This window comes from Isoptericola dokdonensis DS-3, from assembly GCF_001636295.1.
GTDB lineage: Bacteria > Actinomycetota > Actinomycetes > Actinomycetales > Cellulomonadaceae > Isoptericola > Isoptericola dokdonensis.
In genome coordinates this window covers 2204151-2219087 of sequence record NZ_CP014209.1, presented here as the reverse complement: position 1 = coordinate 2219087, position 14937 = coordinate 2204151, and the positions used below count along the sequence as shown (strand labels likewise).

The 14937-nt window shown below is 73.8% G+C and carries 16 protein-coding genes; 12 read left to right on the top strand and 4 right to left on the bottom strand.

From position 1 onward, the window contains the following. Positions 1–2: 2 nt before the first annotated feature. Positions 3–818, bottom strand: coding sequence for an exodeoxyribonuclease III (locus I598_RS10335; protein ID WP_068202887.1), 816 nt, complete (start codon positions 816–818; stop codon positions 3–5). A gap of 30 nt (positions 819–848) precedes the next feature. Here I598_RS10335 and I598_RS10330 point away from each other — a divergent pair, with 30 nt between their 5' ends. Together I598_RS10330 and pyrE are read left to right on the top strand one after the other, a co-directional pair. Then, positions 849–1619: an SDR family NAD(P)-dependent oxidoreductase gene (locus I598_RS10330; protein WP_068202886.1), complete on the top strand. Its 771-nt coding sequence runs from the start codon at positions 849–851 to the stop codon at positions 1617–1619. Positions 1620–1656: 37 nt separating this feature from the next. After that, a complete protein-coding gene (gene pyrE, locus I598_RS10325) occupies positions 1657–2232 on the top strand; it encodes an orotate phosphoribosyltransferase (protein ID WP_068202885.1) in 576 nt (191 codons plus the stop codon). A gap of 4 nt (positions 2233–2236) precedes the next feature. Here pyrE and I598_RS10320 read toward each other — a convergent pair whose 3' ends face one another. Then, entirely contained in the window at positions 2237–3013 is a 777-nt protein-coding gene (locus I598_RS10320) for an HAD-IIA family hydrolase (RefSeq protein ID WP_068202884.1), read from the bottom strand. Between the two features lie 96 nt (positions 3014–3109). Here I598_RS10320 and I598_RS10315 point away from each other — a divergent pair, with 96 nt between their 5' ends. The 3 genes from I598_RS10315 to fbaA all read left to right on the top strand — a co-directional run bounded on the left by I598_RS10315 (position 3110) and on the right by fbaA (position 5990). Next, complete coding sequence (locus I598_RS10315; RefSeq protein ID WP_083973168.1) at positions 3110–4081, top strand: DUF368 domain-containing protein; 972 nt, start codon at positions 3110–3112, stop codon at positions 4079–4081. Further along, on the top strand, positions 4074–4754 hold the full coding sequence (locus tag I598_RS10310) for a TrmH family RNA methyltransferase (RefSeq protein ID WP_068202883.1): 681 nt from the start codon (positions 4074–4076) through the stop codon (positions 4752–4754). Before I598_RS10315 ends, I598_RS10310 begins: the two co-directional genes overlap by 8 nt. Positions 4755–4970: 216 nt before the next feature. Continuing rightward, positions 4971–5990 (top strand): class II fructose-bisphosphate aldolase, encoded by a 1020-nt coding sequence (fbaA, locus tag I598_RS10305; protein WP_068202882.1) that lies wholly within the window; start codon positions 4971–4973, stop codon positions 5988–5990. A 120-nt stretch (positions 5991–6110) separates the two neighbouring features. On the opposite strand, the gene I598_RS10300 is transcribed toward fbaA, so the two are convergent. After that, positions 6111–6527, bottom strand: coding sequence for an STAS domain-containing protein (locus I598_RS10300; RefSeq protein WP_083973166.1), 417 nt, complete (start codon positions 6525–6527; stop codon positions 6111–6113). Between the two features lie 114 nt (positions 6528–6641). On the opposite strand from I598_RS10300, the gene I598_RS10295 reads away from it, so the two are divergent. After that, positions 6642–8828, top strand: a complete 2187-nt coding sequence (locus I598_RS10295; protein ID WP_068202881.1) for an ATP-binding SpoIIE family protein phosphatase — start codon at positions 6642–6644, stop codon at positions 8826–8828. Positions 8829–8861: 33 nt separating this feature from the next. Here the strand turns inward: I598_RS10295 and I598_RS10290 are convergent, their stop codons facing one another. Further along, on the bottom strand, positions 8862–9305 hold the full coding sequence (locus tag I598_RS10290; RefSeq protein WP_068202880.1) for a DUF3151 domain-containing protein: 444 nt from the start codon (positions 9303–9305) through the stop codon (positions 8862–8864). A 93-nt stretch (positions 9306–9398) separates the two neighbouring features. On the opposite strand from I598_RS10290, the gene I598_RS10285 reads away from it, so the two are divergent. The 6 genes from I598_RS10285 to I598_RS10260 all read left to right on the top strand — a co-directional run bounded on the left by I598_RS10285 (position 9399) and on the right by I598_RS10260 (position 14882). Next, positions 9399–9776 (top strand): STAS domain-containing protein, encoded by a 378-nt coding sequence (locus tag I598_RS10285; protein WP_068202879.1) that lies wholly within the window; start codon positions 9399–9401, stop codon positions 9774–9776. 99 nt (positions 9777–9875) lie between these two features. Continuing rightward, positions 9876–11171 (top strand): adenylosuccinate synthase, encoded by a 1296-nt coding sequence (locus tag I598_RS10280; protein WP_068202878.1) that lies wholly within the window; start codon positions 9876–9878, stop codon positions 11169–11171. 119 nt (positions 11172–11290) lie between these two features. Next, positions 11291–12019 (top strand): transporter substrate-binding domain-containing protein, encoded by a 729-nt coding sequence (locus tag I598_RS10275; protein WP_068202877.1) that lies wholly within the window; start codon positions 11291–11293, stop codon positions 12017–12019. 19 nt (positions 12020–12038) lie between these two features. Continuing rightward, positions 12039–12500: a PPOX class F420-dependent oxidoreductase gene (locus tag I598_RS10270; protein WP_068202876.1), complete on the top strand. Its 462-nt coding sequence runs from the start codon at positions 12039–12041 to the stop codon at positions 12498–12500. A gap of 83 nt (positions 12501–12583) precedes the next feature. After that, entirely contained in the window at positions 12584–13879 is a 1296-nt protein-coding gene (purD, locus tag I598_RS10265; protein ID WP_068202875.1) for a phosphoribosylamine--glycine ligase, read from the top strand. A gap of 19 nt (positions 13880–13898) precedes the next feature. Continuing rightward, positions 13899–14882, top strand: coding sequence for a phosphoribosylaminoimidazolesuccinocarboxamide synthase (locus I598_RS10260; protein ID WP_232314129.1), 984 nt, complete (start codon positions 13899–13901; stop codon positions 14880–14882). Positions 14883–14937: the final 55 nt, after the last annotated feature.

The following is a 14937-nucleotide window of genomic DNA, read 5'->3' as shown; positions in this document are numbered from 1 at the left end:
CGCTACCGGGGACCCGGCCCCGCCGCCACGTCGAGCACCACCGGCACGTGGTCGCTCGCCCCCTTGCCGCGGCGCTCGTCGCGGTCGATCGTCACCCCCGTGACCCGGGCCGCGAGCGCCTTCGACGCGTACGCGAAGTCGATCCGCAGCCCCTTGTCGCGGGGGAACGCGAGCTGCTGGTAGTCCCAGTAGGTGTACGTGCGCTCCGCCGGCAGGTGCTCGCGGGTGACCTCCGTGAACCCGGACGCGGCGAACGCCTCGAACGCCTCCCGCTCCGGGGCCGACACGTGCGTGTGCCCCTCGAACGCGGACACGTCCCACACGTCCGTGTCGCGCGGGATCACGTTCCAGTCGCCCAGCAGCCCCAGCGGCAGGTCCGGCTCCGCCGCCACCCACTCCTGCGCCCGGGCCCGCAGCGCCGCCAGCCACTCGAGCTTGTACGCGTAGTGCGGGTCCGTCAGGGTGCGGCCGTGCGGCACGTACAGCGACCACACGCGCACGCCGCCGCACGTCGCCCCCAGCGCCCGCGCCTCCAGCGCCGGGTCCACGCCCTCCTTGCCGAACAGCGGCTGGCCGCCGAAGGACGTCTCCACGTCCTCCAGCCCCACCCGGGACACCACCGCCACCCCGTTCCACTGGTGGTACCCCGTCACCGCCACCTCGTACCCCGCGGCGGCGAACGCCTCCGTCGGGAACTGGTCGGCCCGGCACTTGGTCTCCTGGATCGCCAGCACGTCCGTGCCGGAGCGTTCCAGGAAGGCCAGCACCCGGGGCAGACGGGTGCGGACGGAGTTCACGTTCCAGGTCGCGATGCGCACAGGCGCACCCTAGGGCTCTAGAGTGCCGACATGGGAACCGCGCTCGTCACCGGCGCCACCGCCGGCCTCGGACTGGAGTTCGCCTGGCAGCTCGCGACCGCCCGGCACGACCTCGTGCTGGTCGCCCGCGACGCCGCCCGGCTGGAGCAGGTCGCCGCGCAGGTCCGCGCGGCCGCCGGCGTGCGGGTCGAGGTGCTGCCCGCCGACCTCTCCGTGCCCGACGACGTCGCCCGGGTCGCCGCCCGGCTCGCCGTCACCGGTGCCGGGCCCGACGACGCCCGACCCGTCGGCCTGCTCGTCAACAACGCCGGCTTCGCCACCGCCCAGCACTTCGTCGACGGCGACCTCGAGGTCGAGCTGCGCGCCGTGGACGTCATGGTGCGCGCCGTAGTGGAGCTGAGCCACGCCGCCGTCACGCAGATGACCGCCCGGGGGCGCGGCGCCGTCCTCAACGTCGCGTCCGTCGCGGCCCTCACCGCGGGTGGCACCTACGCCGCCGCGAAGGCGTACGTGCGGTCCTTCACCGAGGGCCTCGCCGTCGAGCTCGCCGGCACCGGCGTCACCGCCACCGTGCTGTGCCCCGGGTTCACCCGCACCGAGTTCCACGACCGCGCCGGGCTGTCCATGTCGTCCGTCCCGGACGCCGGCTGGCTCGACGCACCGTTCGTCGTCGCGGCGGCGCTCGCGGACGTGCGTCGCGGCATCGTCATCTCGACGCCGTCCGCCCGGTACAAGGCGGCCTCGGCCGTGCTGCGCGTGCTGCCGCGCTCGGTCGTGCGTGCCATCGGCCACTACCGCTGACGGCGGCGGGCCCGGGCGTGACCGTAGGCTTGGCGGCATGACCTCCGACTTCTCCCCGACCCCCCGCGAGCAGCTCCGTGACCTCATCGCGGAGCTCGCCGTCGTGCACGGCAAGGTGACCCTGTCGTCCGGCAAGGAGGCCGACTACTACGTCGACCTGCGCCGGGTCACCCTGCACCACCGGGCCGCGCCGCTCATCGGGCACGTGCTGCTCGACCACCTGGAGGAGGCCGGGCTCGGCACCGCCGAGGTCGACGCCGTCGGCGGCCTGACCCTCGGCGCCGACCCGATCGCCACCGCCCTGCTGCACGCCGCGGCGTCGCGGGGGCAGGACCTCGACGCGTTCGTCGTGCGCAAGGCCGCCAAGGCGCACGGCATGCAGCGTCAGATCGAGGGCCCCGACATCGCCGGGCGCAAGGTCGTCGTCCTGGAGGACACCACGACGACCGGCGGCTCGCCGATCACCGCCATCGAGGCGGCGCGTGCCGCGGGCGCCGAGGTGCTCGCCTGCGCCACGATCGTCGACCGTGCCACCGGGGCGGGCGAGAAGATCGAGGCCCTGGGCGTGCCGTACCACTACCTGTACGACCTCGCGGACCTCTCGCTGGCCTGACCCGTCAGACCCGCTCGATGAGGTCCGCGATCGAGTCGACGACGTGCGACGGCCGGAACGGGTGCCGATCGACCTCGTGCGCGGCGGTGGACCCGGTGAGCACGAGGAACGTCTCCAGCCCGGCCTCGATGCCCGCGACGACGTCGGTGTCCATGCGGTCGCCGATCATGGCGGTGGCCTCGGAGTGCGCGTCGATGCGGTTGAGGGCGGAGCGGAACATCATCGGGTTGGGCTTGCCGACGTAGTACGGCTGCCGTCCGGTGGCCGCGGTGATCATCGCGGCCACCGCACCGGTGGCGGGCAGGGGCCCCTCGGCCGACGGGCCGGTGGTGTCGGGGTTGGTCGCGATGAACCGCGCTCCGTCGCGGACGAGACGCACGGCCCGGGTGATCGCCTCGAACGAGTACGTGCGCGTCTCGCCGAGCACGACGTAGTCGGGGCCGGTGTCGGTGAGGGTGTACCCGGCCTCGTGCAGCGCGGTGGTGAGGCCGGCCTCGCCGATGGCGTAGGCGGAGCCGCCGGGCACCTGGTCGGCGAGGAACGTCGCGGTCGCCATGGCGGAGGTCCAGATCGACTCCTCGGGGACGTCGATGCCGGACCGGGCGAGGCGCGCGGCCAGGTCGCGGCCGGTGAAGATGGAGTTGTTCGTCAGCACGAGGAACGGCCGCCCCTCGCGGCGCAGAGCGGCGATGAACTCGGGCGCTCCCGGGATCGCCTGCCCCTCGTGGACGAGCACGCCGTCCATGTCCGTCAGCCAGCAGTCGATCGTCCGTCCGGTCATGGGCCCACGGTAGCCCGCAGGTCGCGACGACGACGTCCACGGTTCCTCCACGGGGCACCGGCGTGCCGCCGCGCGAGGGCCCGTAGGCTTCCGCGAATGAGCAACGAGAGCGTCGTGACGACCCACACCGGTGCCGTCCGGCGCCATGCCGCACCGCCGTCGGGGACGTCGTGGACCGCGGCGCCCGGCCTGGCGGTCCGGGGCGGGTTCGTCGGCATGGCGGAGTCCGTGCCGGGGATCTCGGGCGGCACCGTCGCGCTCGTGGTGGGTCTGTACGACCGGCTGCTGGAGGCCGCGAGCCAGGTCGTGCACGCGCTGCGCGAGCTGGTGCAGGGCGTGGCGCAGGGTCGCGGCCTGCGGCCCGCACGGCAGGTGCTGCGCGACGTGGACTGGAGGTTCCTCGCCCCGGTCGCCCTCGGCATGGTGACGGTGCTGCTGGTGTCCCTCAGCGTCATCGCCCCGCTCCTGGAGTCGCAGCCGGTGATGATGCGCTCGATCTTCTTCGGGATGATCGCCGTGTCGGTGCTGGTGCCGCTGCGGATGATGCCGTGGCGGTTCCGTGGCCGCGACGCGGCACTTCTCGTCGGCGGCGCGGTGGCCGCCTTCCTGCTGAGCGGGCTGCCGCCCGCCGAGGTGGCCGACCCGTCCCTGTGGTACGTCGTGCTGGGCGCGGCCATCGCCATCAACGCGCTGGTGCTGCCCGGCATCTCGGGCTCGTTCCTGCTGGTGGTCATGGGCCTGTACGTGCCGGTGCAGGAGGCGCTCTCGGAGCGCGACCTCGCGTTCGTCGGGGCGTTCCTGCTGGGCGCCGCCGTCGGCCTGGGCAGCTTCGTCAAGCTGCTGCACTGGCTGCTGGAGCACCGCCGGCAGGCCACGATGGCGGTGCTCGCCGGACTCATGATCGGCTCGCTGCGGGCGCTGTGGCCGTGGCAGGACGTCGACGGCGGGCTGCAGGGTCCGCCGGACGCCGCCGCCGTCGTCGGGCCGGTGCTGCTCGCCGTCGCCGGGGCAGCCGTCGTCGGCGCCGCCCTGTGGTGGGAGGCGTCGCGGGCGGCCGACGATGTCTGACACCGCGCCGGACCAGGATCTCGGGGGGCCCGCGCCGGAGGTCGGCGTCGGACCGTGGCCGGGCGGCGAGGCGCAGTGGCCGCGGCTGCCCGACGGCTCCCCGGACCCCCGCTACGACCCCGAGCTGCTCGCGCACGGCGACCGACGCAACGTCGTCGACCCCTACCGCTACTGGACGGTCGAGGCGGTGGTGGCCGACCTGGACGCCCGCCGGCCGCCGACCTCGGCGCTGCACGTCGCGGTCGAGAACTGGGCGCACGACCTCAACATCGGGTCCGTGGTGCGCACCGCCAACGCGTTCAACGCCGCCGGGGTGCACGTCGTGGGACGCCGCCGCTGGAACCGGCGGGGCGCGATGGTGACCGACCGCTACCTCCACGTGCACCACCACGCCGACGCCGACGCGCTGGCCGCCTGGGCGGTGGGCGCGCCGGACGGCCCGCTGACGGTCGTGGGGGTGGACAACGTGCCGGGGTCGGTGCCGCTGGAGGGGCGGGCCCTGCCCGCCCGCTGCGTGCTGCTGTTCGGGCAGGAGTCGAGCGGTCTCACCCCGCAGGCGCAGGCCGTGAGCGACGTCGTCGTCCACATCACCCAGCACGGGTCCACGCGGTCGCTCAACGCGGGGGCGGCCGCGGCGATCGCGATGCACTCCTGGGCGCTGCAGCACCTCTGACCTGCGACGCCGGGGCGCGCGGGGCCGCCGCGGCGAGCGGCCGTCGCCCGGGCGCGTCTCACAGGGTCGACGCGATGTGACGGCCACAACCCGTTCGTGAGAAAATCCGTGTGCATGTGGGCCCCGTGCCCGCCCGCCCAGCACGGCACCCGCCGCCGCTCGGGCGACACTGCGCCCGCTGCATCCCTCGTACGCCCCTTCATTGGAGTACCGCAGATGCCTATCGCAACCCCCGAGGTCTACGCCGAGATGATCGACCGGGCGAAGGCCGGCAAGTTCGCCTACCCCGCCGTCAACATCACGTCGTCGCAGACGATCACCGCTGCCCTCCAGGGCTTCGCCGAGGCGGAGTCGGACGGCATCATCCAGGTCTCGGTGGGTGGCGCCGAGTACGCATCCGGCTCGACGGTCAAGGACCGTGTCGTGGGCTCCCTCGCGCTGGCCGCGTACGCGACCGAGGTGGCGAAGAACTACTCCGTCAACATCGCGATCCACACCGACCACTGCGTCAAGAAGAACCTGGACTCCTGGGTCCGCCCGCTGCTGGCCCTCGAGGCCGAGCAGGTCAAGGCCGGCAAGAACCCGACCTTCCAGTCGCACATGTTCGACGGCTCGGACATCCCCCTGGACGAGAACCTCGTCATCGCCGCGGAGCTCCTCGAGCTGTCGCAGGCCGCGCGCACCATCCTCGAGATCGAGGTCGGCGTCGTCGGTGGCGAGGAGGACGGCCACGAGGCCGAGATCAACGAGAAGCTCTACACCACGGCCGAGGACGGCCTCGCGACCGTCCGCGCCCTCGGTGCCGGCGAGAAGGGCCGCTACCTGACGGCCCTCACCTTCGGCAACGTGCACGGCGTGTACAAGCCGGGTGCGGTCAAGCTGCGTCCGTCGATCCTCGCGGACATCCAGCAGGCCGTCGGTGCCGAGATCGGCCAGGAGAACCCGTTCGACCTCGTCTTCCACGGCGGCTCCGGCTCCACGGCCGAGGAGATCTCCGAGGCGGTCGACAACGGCGTCATCAAGATGAACATCGACACCGACACCCAGTACGCGTTCTCGCGTCCGGTGGCCGACCACTTCTTCAAGAACTACGACGGCGTCCTGAAGATCGACGGCGAGGTCGGCAACAAGAAGACCTACGACCCGCGCGCCTGGGGCAAGCTGGCCGAGGGCGGCATGGCCGCCCGCATCGTCGAGGCCTCGCAGCAGCTGCGCTCCGCCGGCAACAAGATGTGACGACCTCGCACCGGCGCTCGCCGGCGCCTCGTGCGCCGGTGGGCGCCACCGCGCGGTGAAGGCCCCCGGGACCCTGAGGTCCCGGGGGCCTTCGCGCACCGCGCCCTGGCGGGCGGCGGATCAGTTCGGGGCGTTGGAGGTCACGTCGAGGTCGATGCCGGGATCCTCGTCGACGATCTCCAGGAGCTCGCCGATGCGGGTCACGTCGAGCAGGAACCGGACCGTGGGCGGGGCGCGCAGCACCCGCACCTTGTGCGGGCTGCGGGTGGCCAGCCGGGCGAGGAAGGCGACGCCCGAGGAGTCCATGAACGTCACGTGGTGCGCGTCGATCTCGACGGGCAGCCCGGACGCCTCGGCGTCGGAGATCGCGTCCCCGAGCTCGGCGCTGACGTCGGCGTCGATCTCGCCGGACAGCACAACCCGCGCGCGGGACGTCCCGACGATCACGTGGATGCTGGCGGGGTCGCCGATCGCGGGCGGGGCACCGTCCGCTCCGGCGACGGGGTTGCGTGGCGCCGCGTTCGATCCGTCCTGCACGGTGCTCCTTCCTCGAGCTGGTCGCTCACCTCGGGTCTCGGCGGACACCAATCTACGGTTGAATGTGGTGCGAATGCACGAACCTGGCCGACACAGCGATCCGGACGGAGGGGTATGACCGATTTGCCCGCCCTGCCGTCGATGCCGGTCACGGGCTCGCAGCTCGCGTCCGCCCTCACGGTGACGACGGTGCCGGCCTTCATCACGGGGTCGTGGGACGAGGGCATGCCGGTGCTGTGGGTCAACGAGGCCTTCGTGCAGCTCGGCGGGGTCGGCGTCACCGACCTCGGGCTGCTGGGCCCGCACGCCCTGCTGGCCCTGGTCGAGGACGACCCCAACCGGGCCGCCGCCCAGAACGACCTGCGCGCCGGGCGCCCCATGCGGCGCATCGTCAGCACGCGCCGCCGCGACGGCGGCACGACGTGGCTCCAGGTCGACGTGACGCCGCTGCCGTCCCACGACGGGGAGGCGCACGTCTGGGTCGGGGTGACCACGGACGTGTCCGAGTACGTGGACCAGCAGGCCGCACAGCTCGCCTCGCTGGAGGTGGAGCGGCGCCAGCGTGCCGACCTCGACCTCATCGCGCAGACCACCGAGCTGCTCGGGGACCTGGAGTACCCGTTCGCGCTGCGGGACATCGCCGACCTGCTGCGCTCGCTGGTGCCCTGGGCGGGCTTCTACCTCAACGACGACGGCCTCGTCTTCGCCGAGGGCGTCGACGTCGCGTCCCCGCCGTCGGGACGCGGGCGCCGGCACGCGCGGTACGTGCCGGACCGCTGGCAGGGCGACCACCTGGAGGACGCGCCGACGGCGGCGTCCGCCCCCGCGTCCGCGGGGACGGACCGGGTGCAGGACCTCCTCGACGGGGTCGTGGACGGGCCCGTGCACCTGGACCTGCAGCGGGACTACCCGCCGATGTCCGCCTCGGGCTGGTTGCGCCGCGACCTGCTGCGCCGCGTCGTCGACGAGACGGGAGCGATTCCACGGGTGGCGGTCGTGCACGCGGTGGCCGGCCGACGCCGCGTCCTCGGCATCCTCGTGACGTGGACGTCGGGGTCCGGCGGCCCGTTCGGCGGCGCGGCGGAGCCGGAGCACCTGTACACCGTGATCGAGGTCGTGGCCCGCCGCGCCGGCACCGCCGTGGACAACGCGCGGCTCTACGCGCGCGAGCACCGGCTCGCGGAGGCGCTGCAGCGCGCGATGCTCCCTGAGCAGGCCGAGGTGTCGGGCCTGGACGTGTGGACCTACTACGCGCCCAACGCCGAGCACGCCCAGGTGGGCGGCGACTGGTACGACGTCCTGCAGATCACCGAGGGGACCGTCGGGCTCGTCATCGGCGACGTCGTCGGGCACGACGTCGAGGCGGCGGCCGCGATGGGCCAGCTCCGGTCCGTGGTGCGCGCCTACGCCTTCGAGCTCACCACGCCGGGGATCGTGCTGCACCGCGTCGACCAGCTGGTCGCCGGCATGCGGGTGCCACGCCCCGCGTCGCTGGTGTACGCGGCGCTGCACCACGTCGCCGAGGACGACACCTGGTTCCTGGAGTACACGCGGGCCGGGCACCTGCCGCCGCTGCTGCTGCGCGACGGCGAGGTGCGTTCACTGACGGCGTCGAGCGGCATGCTCGTCGGGTTCGGCGGGGACGTCCGCACCACCGCCCGCGAGGTGCTGCACCGCGGTGACGTGCTGCTGTTCTACACGGACGGGCTGATCGAGCGGCGCGACCGCTCCCTCAAGGTCGGCCTCGACGCCCTGGTCGAGATGTCCGCGCGGATCACCGCCCGGGACGCGGCCGGCGTGGGGGAGGAGCTGCTGTCGCGGCTCGCGGACGCCCCGGAGGACGACGTCGCGATCGTCGTGGTGCGGGTGCCGGACCCGGAGGCGGACGCCCGGGTGACGGCCCTGAGCCCGCGCTCGCGCCGCTGGCTGCTGCCGAGCGAGCCCGCGTCCATCGGCCGGGCGCGGCACGCGGTGCTGCGGACCTGCCAGGCGTGGGGGCTGCCCGACTCGGCCGCCGCCGAGCTGGTCGTGTCCGAGCTGGTCGCGAACGGCGTGCTGCACGGCTGGGGGAACATCGCCCTGCGCCTGTTCGACACGGGCGACGGGCTGCGCATCGAGGTCGAGGACGCCAACCCCGCGCCGCCGGTCGCGACCGACGGGCACCCGAACCGGCTCGGCGGGTTCGGCATGCAGATCGTCGAGCGGCTGGCCGACTGGGGCTGGCGCCCCGCCGGGTCCGGCAAGCTCGTGTGGGCGAAGCTGCGTCCCGTCCCGGCACCGGGCGAGACCGCGGAGGGCTGAGAGCCCCTCGCCGCGGTCCCGGCCGGTATCGGGTCAGCGCAGGGCGCGGACCTCGTCGAGGGTGGCGCCGGAGTCGACGAGGAACCGGGCGCAGCGCTCCGCCTCGTCGTCCTCACCGATGCGCGCGGCGGCCTCGGACAGCGCCAGCAGGGCGCGCAGGAACCCCTGGTTGGGCTCGTGGGTCGCCGGCACCGGGCCCTGGCCGCGCCACCCGGCACGGCGCAGCGCGTCCAGGCCGCGGTGGTAGCCGGTGCGGGCGTACGCGTACGCCGTGACGGCGTGCACGACGTCGTCCCCGCCGTCGAGGGTCTGCTCGGCCAGCACCGCCCACGCGAGGCTCGCCGCGGGGTGGTCGGCGGCCAGGCGGGCCGGTTCGTCGCCCGCGGAGATCGCCTCGCGGACCACGGCGTGGTCGTCGGGCAGGAGGGTCGGCGCGGGGCCGGGGAGCAGGTTGTCCACAGGACCGGAAGACGTCATGCGCCCATCCTCGCAGCAGCGTGCGCGCACCGACCATCGCAGCGGGACGGCCCGCCCGGCGCGGACCGGGCCGCGCGCGGGTAGGCTCGGCGCATGATCGAGATCGCGACGTCCTCCACGACGACGACGCTCGTGATCGCGGGGGACCTGGATCTCGCCGAACGGGAGCAGTTCCCGGAGATCACGGCGCGCGTGGTCGGCCTGCGCCGGCAGCTGCTGGTGATCGACATGTGCCGGGTGACCTTCATGGACTCCACCGGAGCGGCCTTCCTCATCTCGCTCGCCGACTCCGGCCGCAAGCGCGGAGGCGCCACGGTGCTGCGCGGCGCGGACGAGCGGGACCTGTTCGTGCTGGAGGTGTGCGGCGCGCTCGACCTGTTCCGGGTCGACGCCGACCACCGCTGCGAGCAGACGGCTCCCTCGTCGGGGGCGACGCCGATCACCCTGCCGCAGCGCCCGCGACCCGCCTGAGCCGGTCGTCACACCCCGTCCAGGTCATGGACGGGTAAACTCTGGCGGGGCCCGGCCGGACCGCCGGTGCCCTTCCGAACCACGAGGAGAGTGGATCCCATGCCAGCGGTGGTGCTCGTCGGTGCCCAGTGGGGCGATGAGGGCAAGGGCAAGGCGACGGACCTCCTGGGCGACCGGGTGGACTACGTCGTCAAGTTCAACGGCGGCAACAACGCCGGGCACACGGTCGTCATCGGCGACGAGAAGTACGCCCTGCACCTGCTGCCGTCGGGCATCCTCTCCCCGGGCGTCACGCCGGTCATCGCCAACGGCGTGGTCGTCGACATCGAGGTGCTGTACGAGGAGCTGGACGCGCTGAACGAGCGCGGCGTCGACACCTCGAAGCTGCTCGTGTCGTCCGGCGCGCACGTGATCACCAGCTACCACCGCACGCTCGACAAGGTCACCGAGCGCTTCCTCGGCAAGCGCCGCATCGGGACGACGGGCCGGGGCATCGGCCCGGCGTACGCCGACAAGATCAACCGGGTGGGCCTGCGCATCGCGGACCTGTTCGACCCGAAGATCCTCGCGGAGAAGGTCGAGGGATCGCTCGACCAGAAGAACCACCTGCTGGTGAAGGTCTACAACCGGCGCGCGGTCGAGGTCGACGAGGTCGTCGAGGAGCTCCTCGCGCACGCCGAGCGGCTCAGGCCGATGGTCGCGGACACCGGCCTGGTGCTCAACCAGGCGCTGGACGCGAACAAGAACGTCCTGTTCGAGGGCGGCCAGGCGACCATGCTCGACGTCGACCACGGCACGTACCCGTTCGTCACCTCGTCGAACGCGACGGCCGGCGGCGCCGTCACCGGCTCGGGCGTCGGCCCGACCCGCATCGACTCCGTCATCGGCGTCATCAAGGCGTACACGACGCGTGTCGGCGAGGGCCCGTTCCCCACGGAGCTGTTCGACGCGAACGGCGAGTACCTCCTCAAGACGGGCGGCGAGTACGGCGTCACCACCGGCCGCGCCCGGCGCTGCGGCTGGTACGACTCCGTCATCGCCCGCTACTCGGCCCGCGTCAACGGCCTCACCGACCTCGTCGTCACCAAGCTCGACGTGCTCACCGGCATGGAGAAGGTCCCCGTCTGCGTCGCCTACGACGTCGACGGCACCCGCTACGACGAGATGCCGGACGACCAGTCGGCGTTCCACCACGCGAAGCCGATCTACGAGGAGTTCCCCGGCTGGTGGGAGGACATCTCCGGCTGCCGCACGCTGGAGGAGCTGCCCGCGAACGCCCGCGCCTACCTCGACGCGCTGGAGGACGTCTCCGGCTGCCGCATCTCGGCCGTCGGCGTCGGCCCGCGCCGCGACGAGATCATCGGCATCAACGACCTGATCCACTCGCGCTCCTGACCGTGCGCGGTCCGGTCCACGGGCCCGTCCTCGAGCGTCTCTGAAAGTTCCCTTCCTCCCCGCGGAACGGGACTTTCAGAGACGCTCGACCCGTCTCCGGGGTGTCTACACTCGCGGGCATGGTCGACCTGGAGCCCGGTCCCGACGTCGTCGCCGCGCTCGCCCCGGCGGGAGTGCTGCGTGCGGTGGTCAACCTCGGCAACCCCGTGCTCGCGCAGGGCACGCCGGACGATCCGCGCGGGGTCACCGTGGACCTCGCACGGGAGCTCGCCCGTCTGCTCGGCGTGCGGGTGGCGTTCGAGTGCGTCGACGCCGCCCGGCTGTCGTTCGCGGCGGTGGTCGAGGGACGCGCCGACGTCGGGTTCCTCGCGGTGGAGCCCGCCCGCGCCGCCGACGTCGCGTTCACCGCGCCGTACGTCCTGATCGAGGGCGTGTTCGCGGTCCCCGAGACGTCGACCGTGCGGGTCGCGGACGACGTCGACGCCCCCGGCGTGCGCGTCGGGGTCAAGGAGGGCTCCGCCTACGACCTCTACCTGACCCGCACGCTGCGCCACGCCGGCGTGGTCCGCGGCGTCGAGGGCACGGCCGTGTTCGAGGCCGAAGGGCTCGACGTGGCGGCGGGGATCCGCCAGCCTGTCGAGCGGTGGGTCGCGCAGCGCTCCGGGCTGCGCGTCGTCGAGCCGCGGTTCACGGAGATCCGCCAGGCCGTCGCCACGGGGCGCGACCGCACCCCGGAGTCGGTCGCGTGGTTGCGGGAGACGGTGATGGCCCTGCGCGACGGCGGTTTCGTCACCGACGCGCTCGCCCGCTCCGGCCAGGACGCGACCGTGCCGGGAACACCCTCCTGACCGGGGCGGTTGTCCCCGCATGACGACGAACGCGAAGGCCCCCGACGACGAGCAGGCCCTCCTCGACCTCGTGGCGGGCGGGAACAAGGGGGTCCTGGCGACCCTGCGCCGGGCGGGACGACCCCAGCTGTCCAACGTGCTGTACGCCTGGGACGCCGCGACCCGCACGGCGCGCGTGTCCGTCACGGCGGATCGCGCCAAGACCCGCAACGCCGCCCGCGACCCCCGGGTCTCGCTGCACGTCAGCGCCCCCGACTTCTGGAGCTACGCGGTGCTCGACGGCACCGCCGAGCTGAGCGACGTCGCCGCCGACCCGCACGACGCGGCGGCCGACGAGCTGGTCGACACGTACCGCGCCGCGGCCGGCCGGGAGCACCCCGACTGGGAGGAGTTCCGCGCGACGATGGTGGCCGAAGGGCGCCAGGTGCTGCGCGTGCGCGCGGAGCGTGTCTACGGGATGGCGCGCCTGCCGCAGCCCTGACCGGGTGGCGGCAGGGCCCGGCCGTGGGTGCACCGACCGTGGTCCGCGCAGCCCGGCGCGGACCCCGCCTAGACTTGGGCCCCGTGAAGATCCTCGTCGTCGGGAACGGTGCCCGCGAGCACGCCATCGTCCACGCTCTCGCGTCCGAGTCCGCCGTGGGAGGTGCACCGCACGAGCTGCACGCCGCCCCCGGCAACCCGGGCATGGGCAGCCAGGCGACCCTGCACGCCGTGGACGCCCTCGACGGTGCCGCCGTCGCCGCGCTGGCCACGGCGCTGAGCGCCGACCTCGTCGTCGTCGGACCCGAGGCGCCGCTCGTCGCAGGCGTCGCGGACGCCGTCCGGGCCGCCGAGATCCCCGTCTTCGGGCCGTCGGCGCAGGCCGCACAGCTCGAGGGCTCGAAGGCGTTCGCCAAGGAGGTCATGGCCGCCGCGAGCGTGCCGACCGCGATGGCGCACGTCTGCACCACCCCCGGGGAGCTCGCCGAGGCCCTCGACGCGTTCGGCGCCCCCTACGTCGTCAAGGACGACGGGCTCGCCGCCGGCAAGGGCGTCGTCGTCACCACCGACCGGGCCGCCGCGCTGGCCCACGGCGAGGCGGCGCTGGCCGCCCGCGGCGACGAGGGCGTCGTCGTCGTCGAGGAGTACCTGGACGGCCCCGAGGTCTCCCTGTTCTGCCTCTGCGACGGCACCACCGTCGTGCCGATGGTCCCCGCACAGGACTTCAAGCGCGTGTCCGACGCCGACGCCGGCCCCAACACCGGCGGCATGGGCGCGTACACGCCGCTCGACTGGGCTCCCGCCGGCCTCGTGGGGGAGGTCGTGGACCGCATCGCCCAGCCCACCGTCGACGAGATGGCCCGCCGCGGCACCCCGTTCTCCGGCGTCCTGTACGTGGGCCTCGCCCTCACCTCGCGCGGCACCCGCGTCGTGGAGTTCAACGCCCGGTTCGGCGACCCCGAGATCCAGGCCGTGCTCGCGCGCCTCGACACCCCGCTGTCCGGCGTCATGCTCGCCGCCGCGCGCGGGGAGCTCGCCGACCTGCCGCCGCTGCACTGGTCCGACGAGGCCGTCGTCAACGTCGTCGTCGCCTCCCACGGCTACCCGGAGGGCCCCCGCACCGGCGACCCGATCTCCGGCATCGAGGACGCGGCCGCGCTGGACGACGTGCACGTCCTGCACGCCGGCACCGCGCTCACCGACGACGGCACCCTCGTCTCCGCCGGTGGCCGCGTGCTGTCCGTCGTCGGGCGAGGCGCCGACCTCGCCGCCGCGCGTGCCGCGTCGTACGCGGGCGTCGCGAAGATCGCCCTGGCCGACTCGCACCACCGCACCGACATCGCGCTGAAGGCCGAGCGGGGCGAGGTCGCCGTCCCCTGACGGTGAGAGACTGGGCGCCGTGACCGACGCGCGCATCGACGACCTGCCCGACGCCTTCGCCGGCGGCCCGCTCGACCTGCCGGGGTGGACGCACGTCTACTCGGGCAAGGTCCGCGACCTGTACGCGCCGGACCTCCCGGCGCTCGGCGGCGTGCACCCCCTGGGCGACGTCGTCCTGGTGGTCGCGTCGGACAGGGTCTCCGCCTACGACCACGTGCTGAGCCCCGGCATCCCGGACAAGGGCGTGGTGCTGACCCAGCTCAGCCTGTGGTGGTTCGAACAGCTCGCCGACCTCGTGGACAACCACGTCGTGTCGACGGAGGCCAGCGCGGAGCCGGGCGACGGCTTCGTGCCCGACGTCGTGGCGGGCCGCGCGATGATCTGCCGGCGCCTCGACATGTTCCCCGTCGAGTGCGTGGTGCGGGGCTACCTCACCGGGTCGGGCCTGGCGGAGTACCGCCAGAATGGCGAGGTCACCGGCATCCCGCTCCCGGACGGCCTCGTGGACGGATCGCGGCTGCCCGAGCCGACCTTCACCCCGGCCACCAAGGCGGAGGTGGGCGAGCACGACGAGAACGTGACGTTCGAGGAGGTCGCCCGCCGCGTCGGGGGCGCCGACGCCGCCGCGCTGCGCGACCTCACCCTGGCCGTGTACGGCCGGGCCGAGCAGGTCGCCCGTGAACGCGGCGTGATCCTCGCGGACACCAAGCTGGAGTTCGGCACCGTCACCGACGCCGTCACGGGCGAACGCCGTATCGTCCTGGGCGACGAGGTCCTCACCCCCGACTCGTCCCGGTTCTGGCCGGCCGACGACTGGGAGCCGGGCCGCGCGCAGGCCAGCTTCGACAAGCAGTACGTCCGCGACTGGCTGACGTCACCGGCCTCCGGCTGGGACCGTGCGGGTGACACACCGCCCCCGGCGCTGCCCGCCGACGTCGTGCTGCGCACGCGCGATCGCTACCTGGACGCGTACGAGCGGATCACCGGCGCGCCGCTCGCCTGACGTCGACCCGATGACCACGTGGCCTGCCTGCTCGACCCGAGCAGGCAGGCCACGG

What these genes read in the sequence shown, in the direction of transcription:
- I598_RS10330 (WP_068202886.1), top strand. Translation starts at nt 849, where the DNA reads ATGGGAACCGCGCTCGTCACCGGCGCCACCGCCGGCCTCGGACTGGAG.
- pyrE (WP_068202885.1), top strand. Translation starts at nt 1,657, where the DNA reads ATGACCTCCGACTTCTCCCCGACCCCCCGCGAGCAGCTCCGTGACCTC.
- I598_RS10320 (WP_068202884.1), bottom strand. Translation starts at nt 3,013, where the DNA reads ATGACCGGACGGACGATCGACTGCTGGCTGACGGACATGGACGGCGTG.
- I598_RS10315 (WP_083973168.1), top strand. Translation starts at nt 3,110, where the DNA reads ATGAGCAACGAGAGCGTCGTGACGACCCACACCGGTGCCGTCCGGCGC.
- I598_RS10310 (WP_068202883.1), top strand. Translation starts at nt 4,074, where the DNA reads ATGTCTGACACCGCGCCGGACCAGGATCTCGGGGGGCCCGCGCCGGAG.
- fbaA (WP_068202882.1), top strand. Translation starts at nt 4,971, where the DNA reads ATGCCTATCGCAACCCCCGAGGTCTACGCCGAGATGATCGACCGGGCG.
- I598_RS10295 (WP_068202881.1), top strand. Translation starts at nt 6,642, where the DNA reads ATGACCGATTTGCCCGCCCTGCCGTCGATGCCGGTCACGGGCTCGCAG.
- I598_RS10290 (WP_068202880.1), bottom strand. Translation starts at nt 9,305, where the DNA reads ATGACGTCTTCCGGTCCTGTGGACAACCTGCTCCCCGGCCCCGCGCCG.
- I598_RS10285 (WP_068202879.1), top strand. Translation starts at nt 9,399, where the DNA reads ATGATCGAGATCGCGACGTCCTCCACGACGACGACGCTCGTGATCGCG.
- I598_RS10280 (WP_068202878.1), top strand. Translation starts at nt 9,876, where the DNA reads ATGCCAGCGGTGGTGCTCGTCGGTGCCCAGTGGGGCGATGAGGGCAAG.
- I598_RS10275 (WP_068202877.1), top strand. Translation starts at nt 11,291, where the DNA reads ATGGTCGACCTGGAGCCCGGTCCCGACGTCGTCGCCGCGCTCGCCCCG.
- I598_RS10270 (WP_068202876.1), top strand. Translation starts at nt 12,039, where the DNA reads ATGACGACGAACGCGAAGGCCCCCGACGACGAGCAGGCCCTCCTCGAC.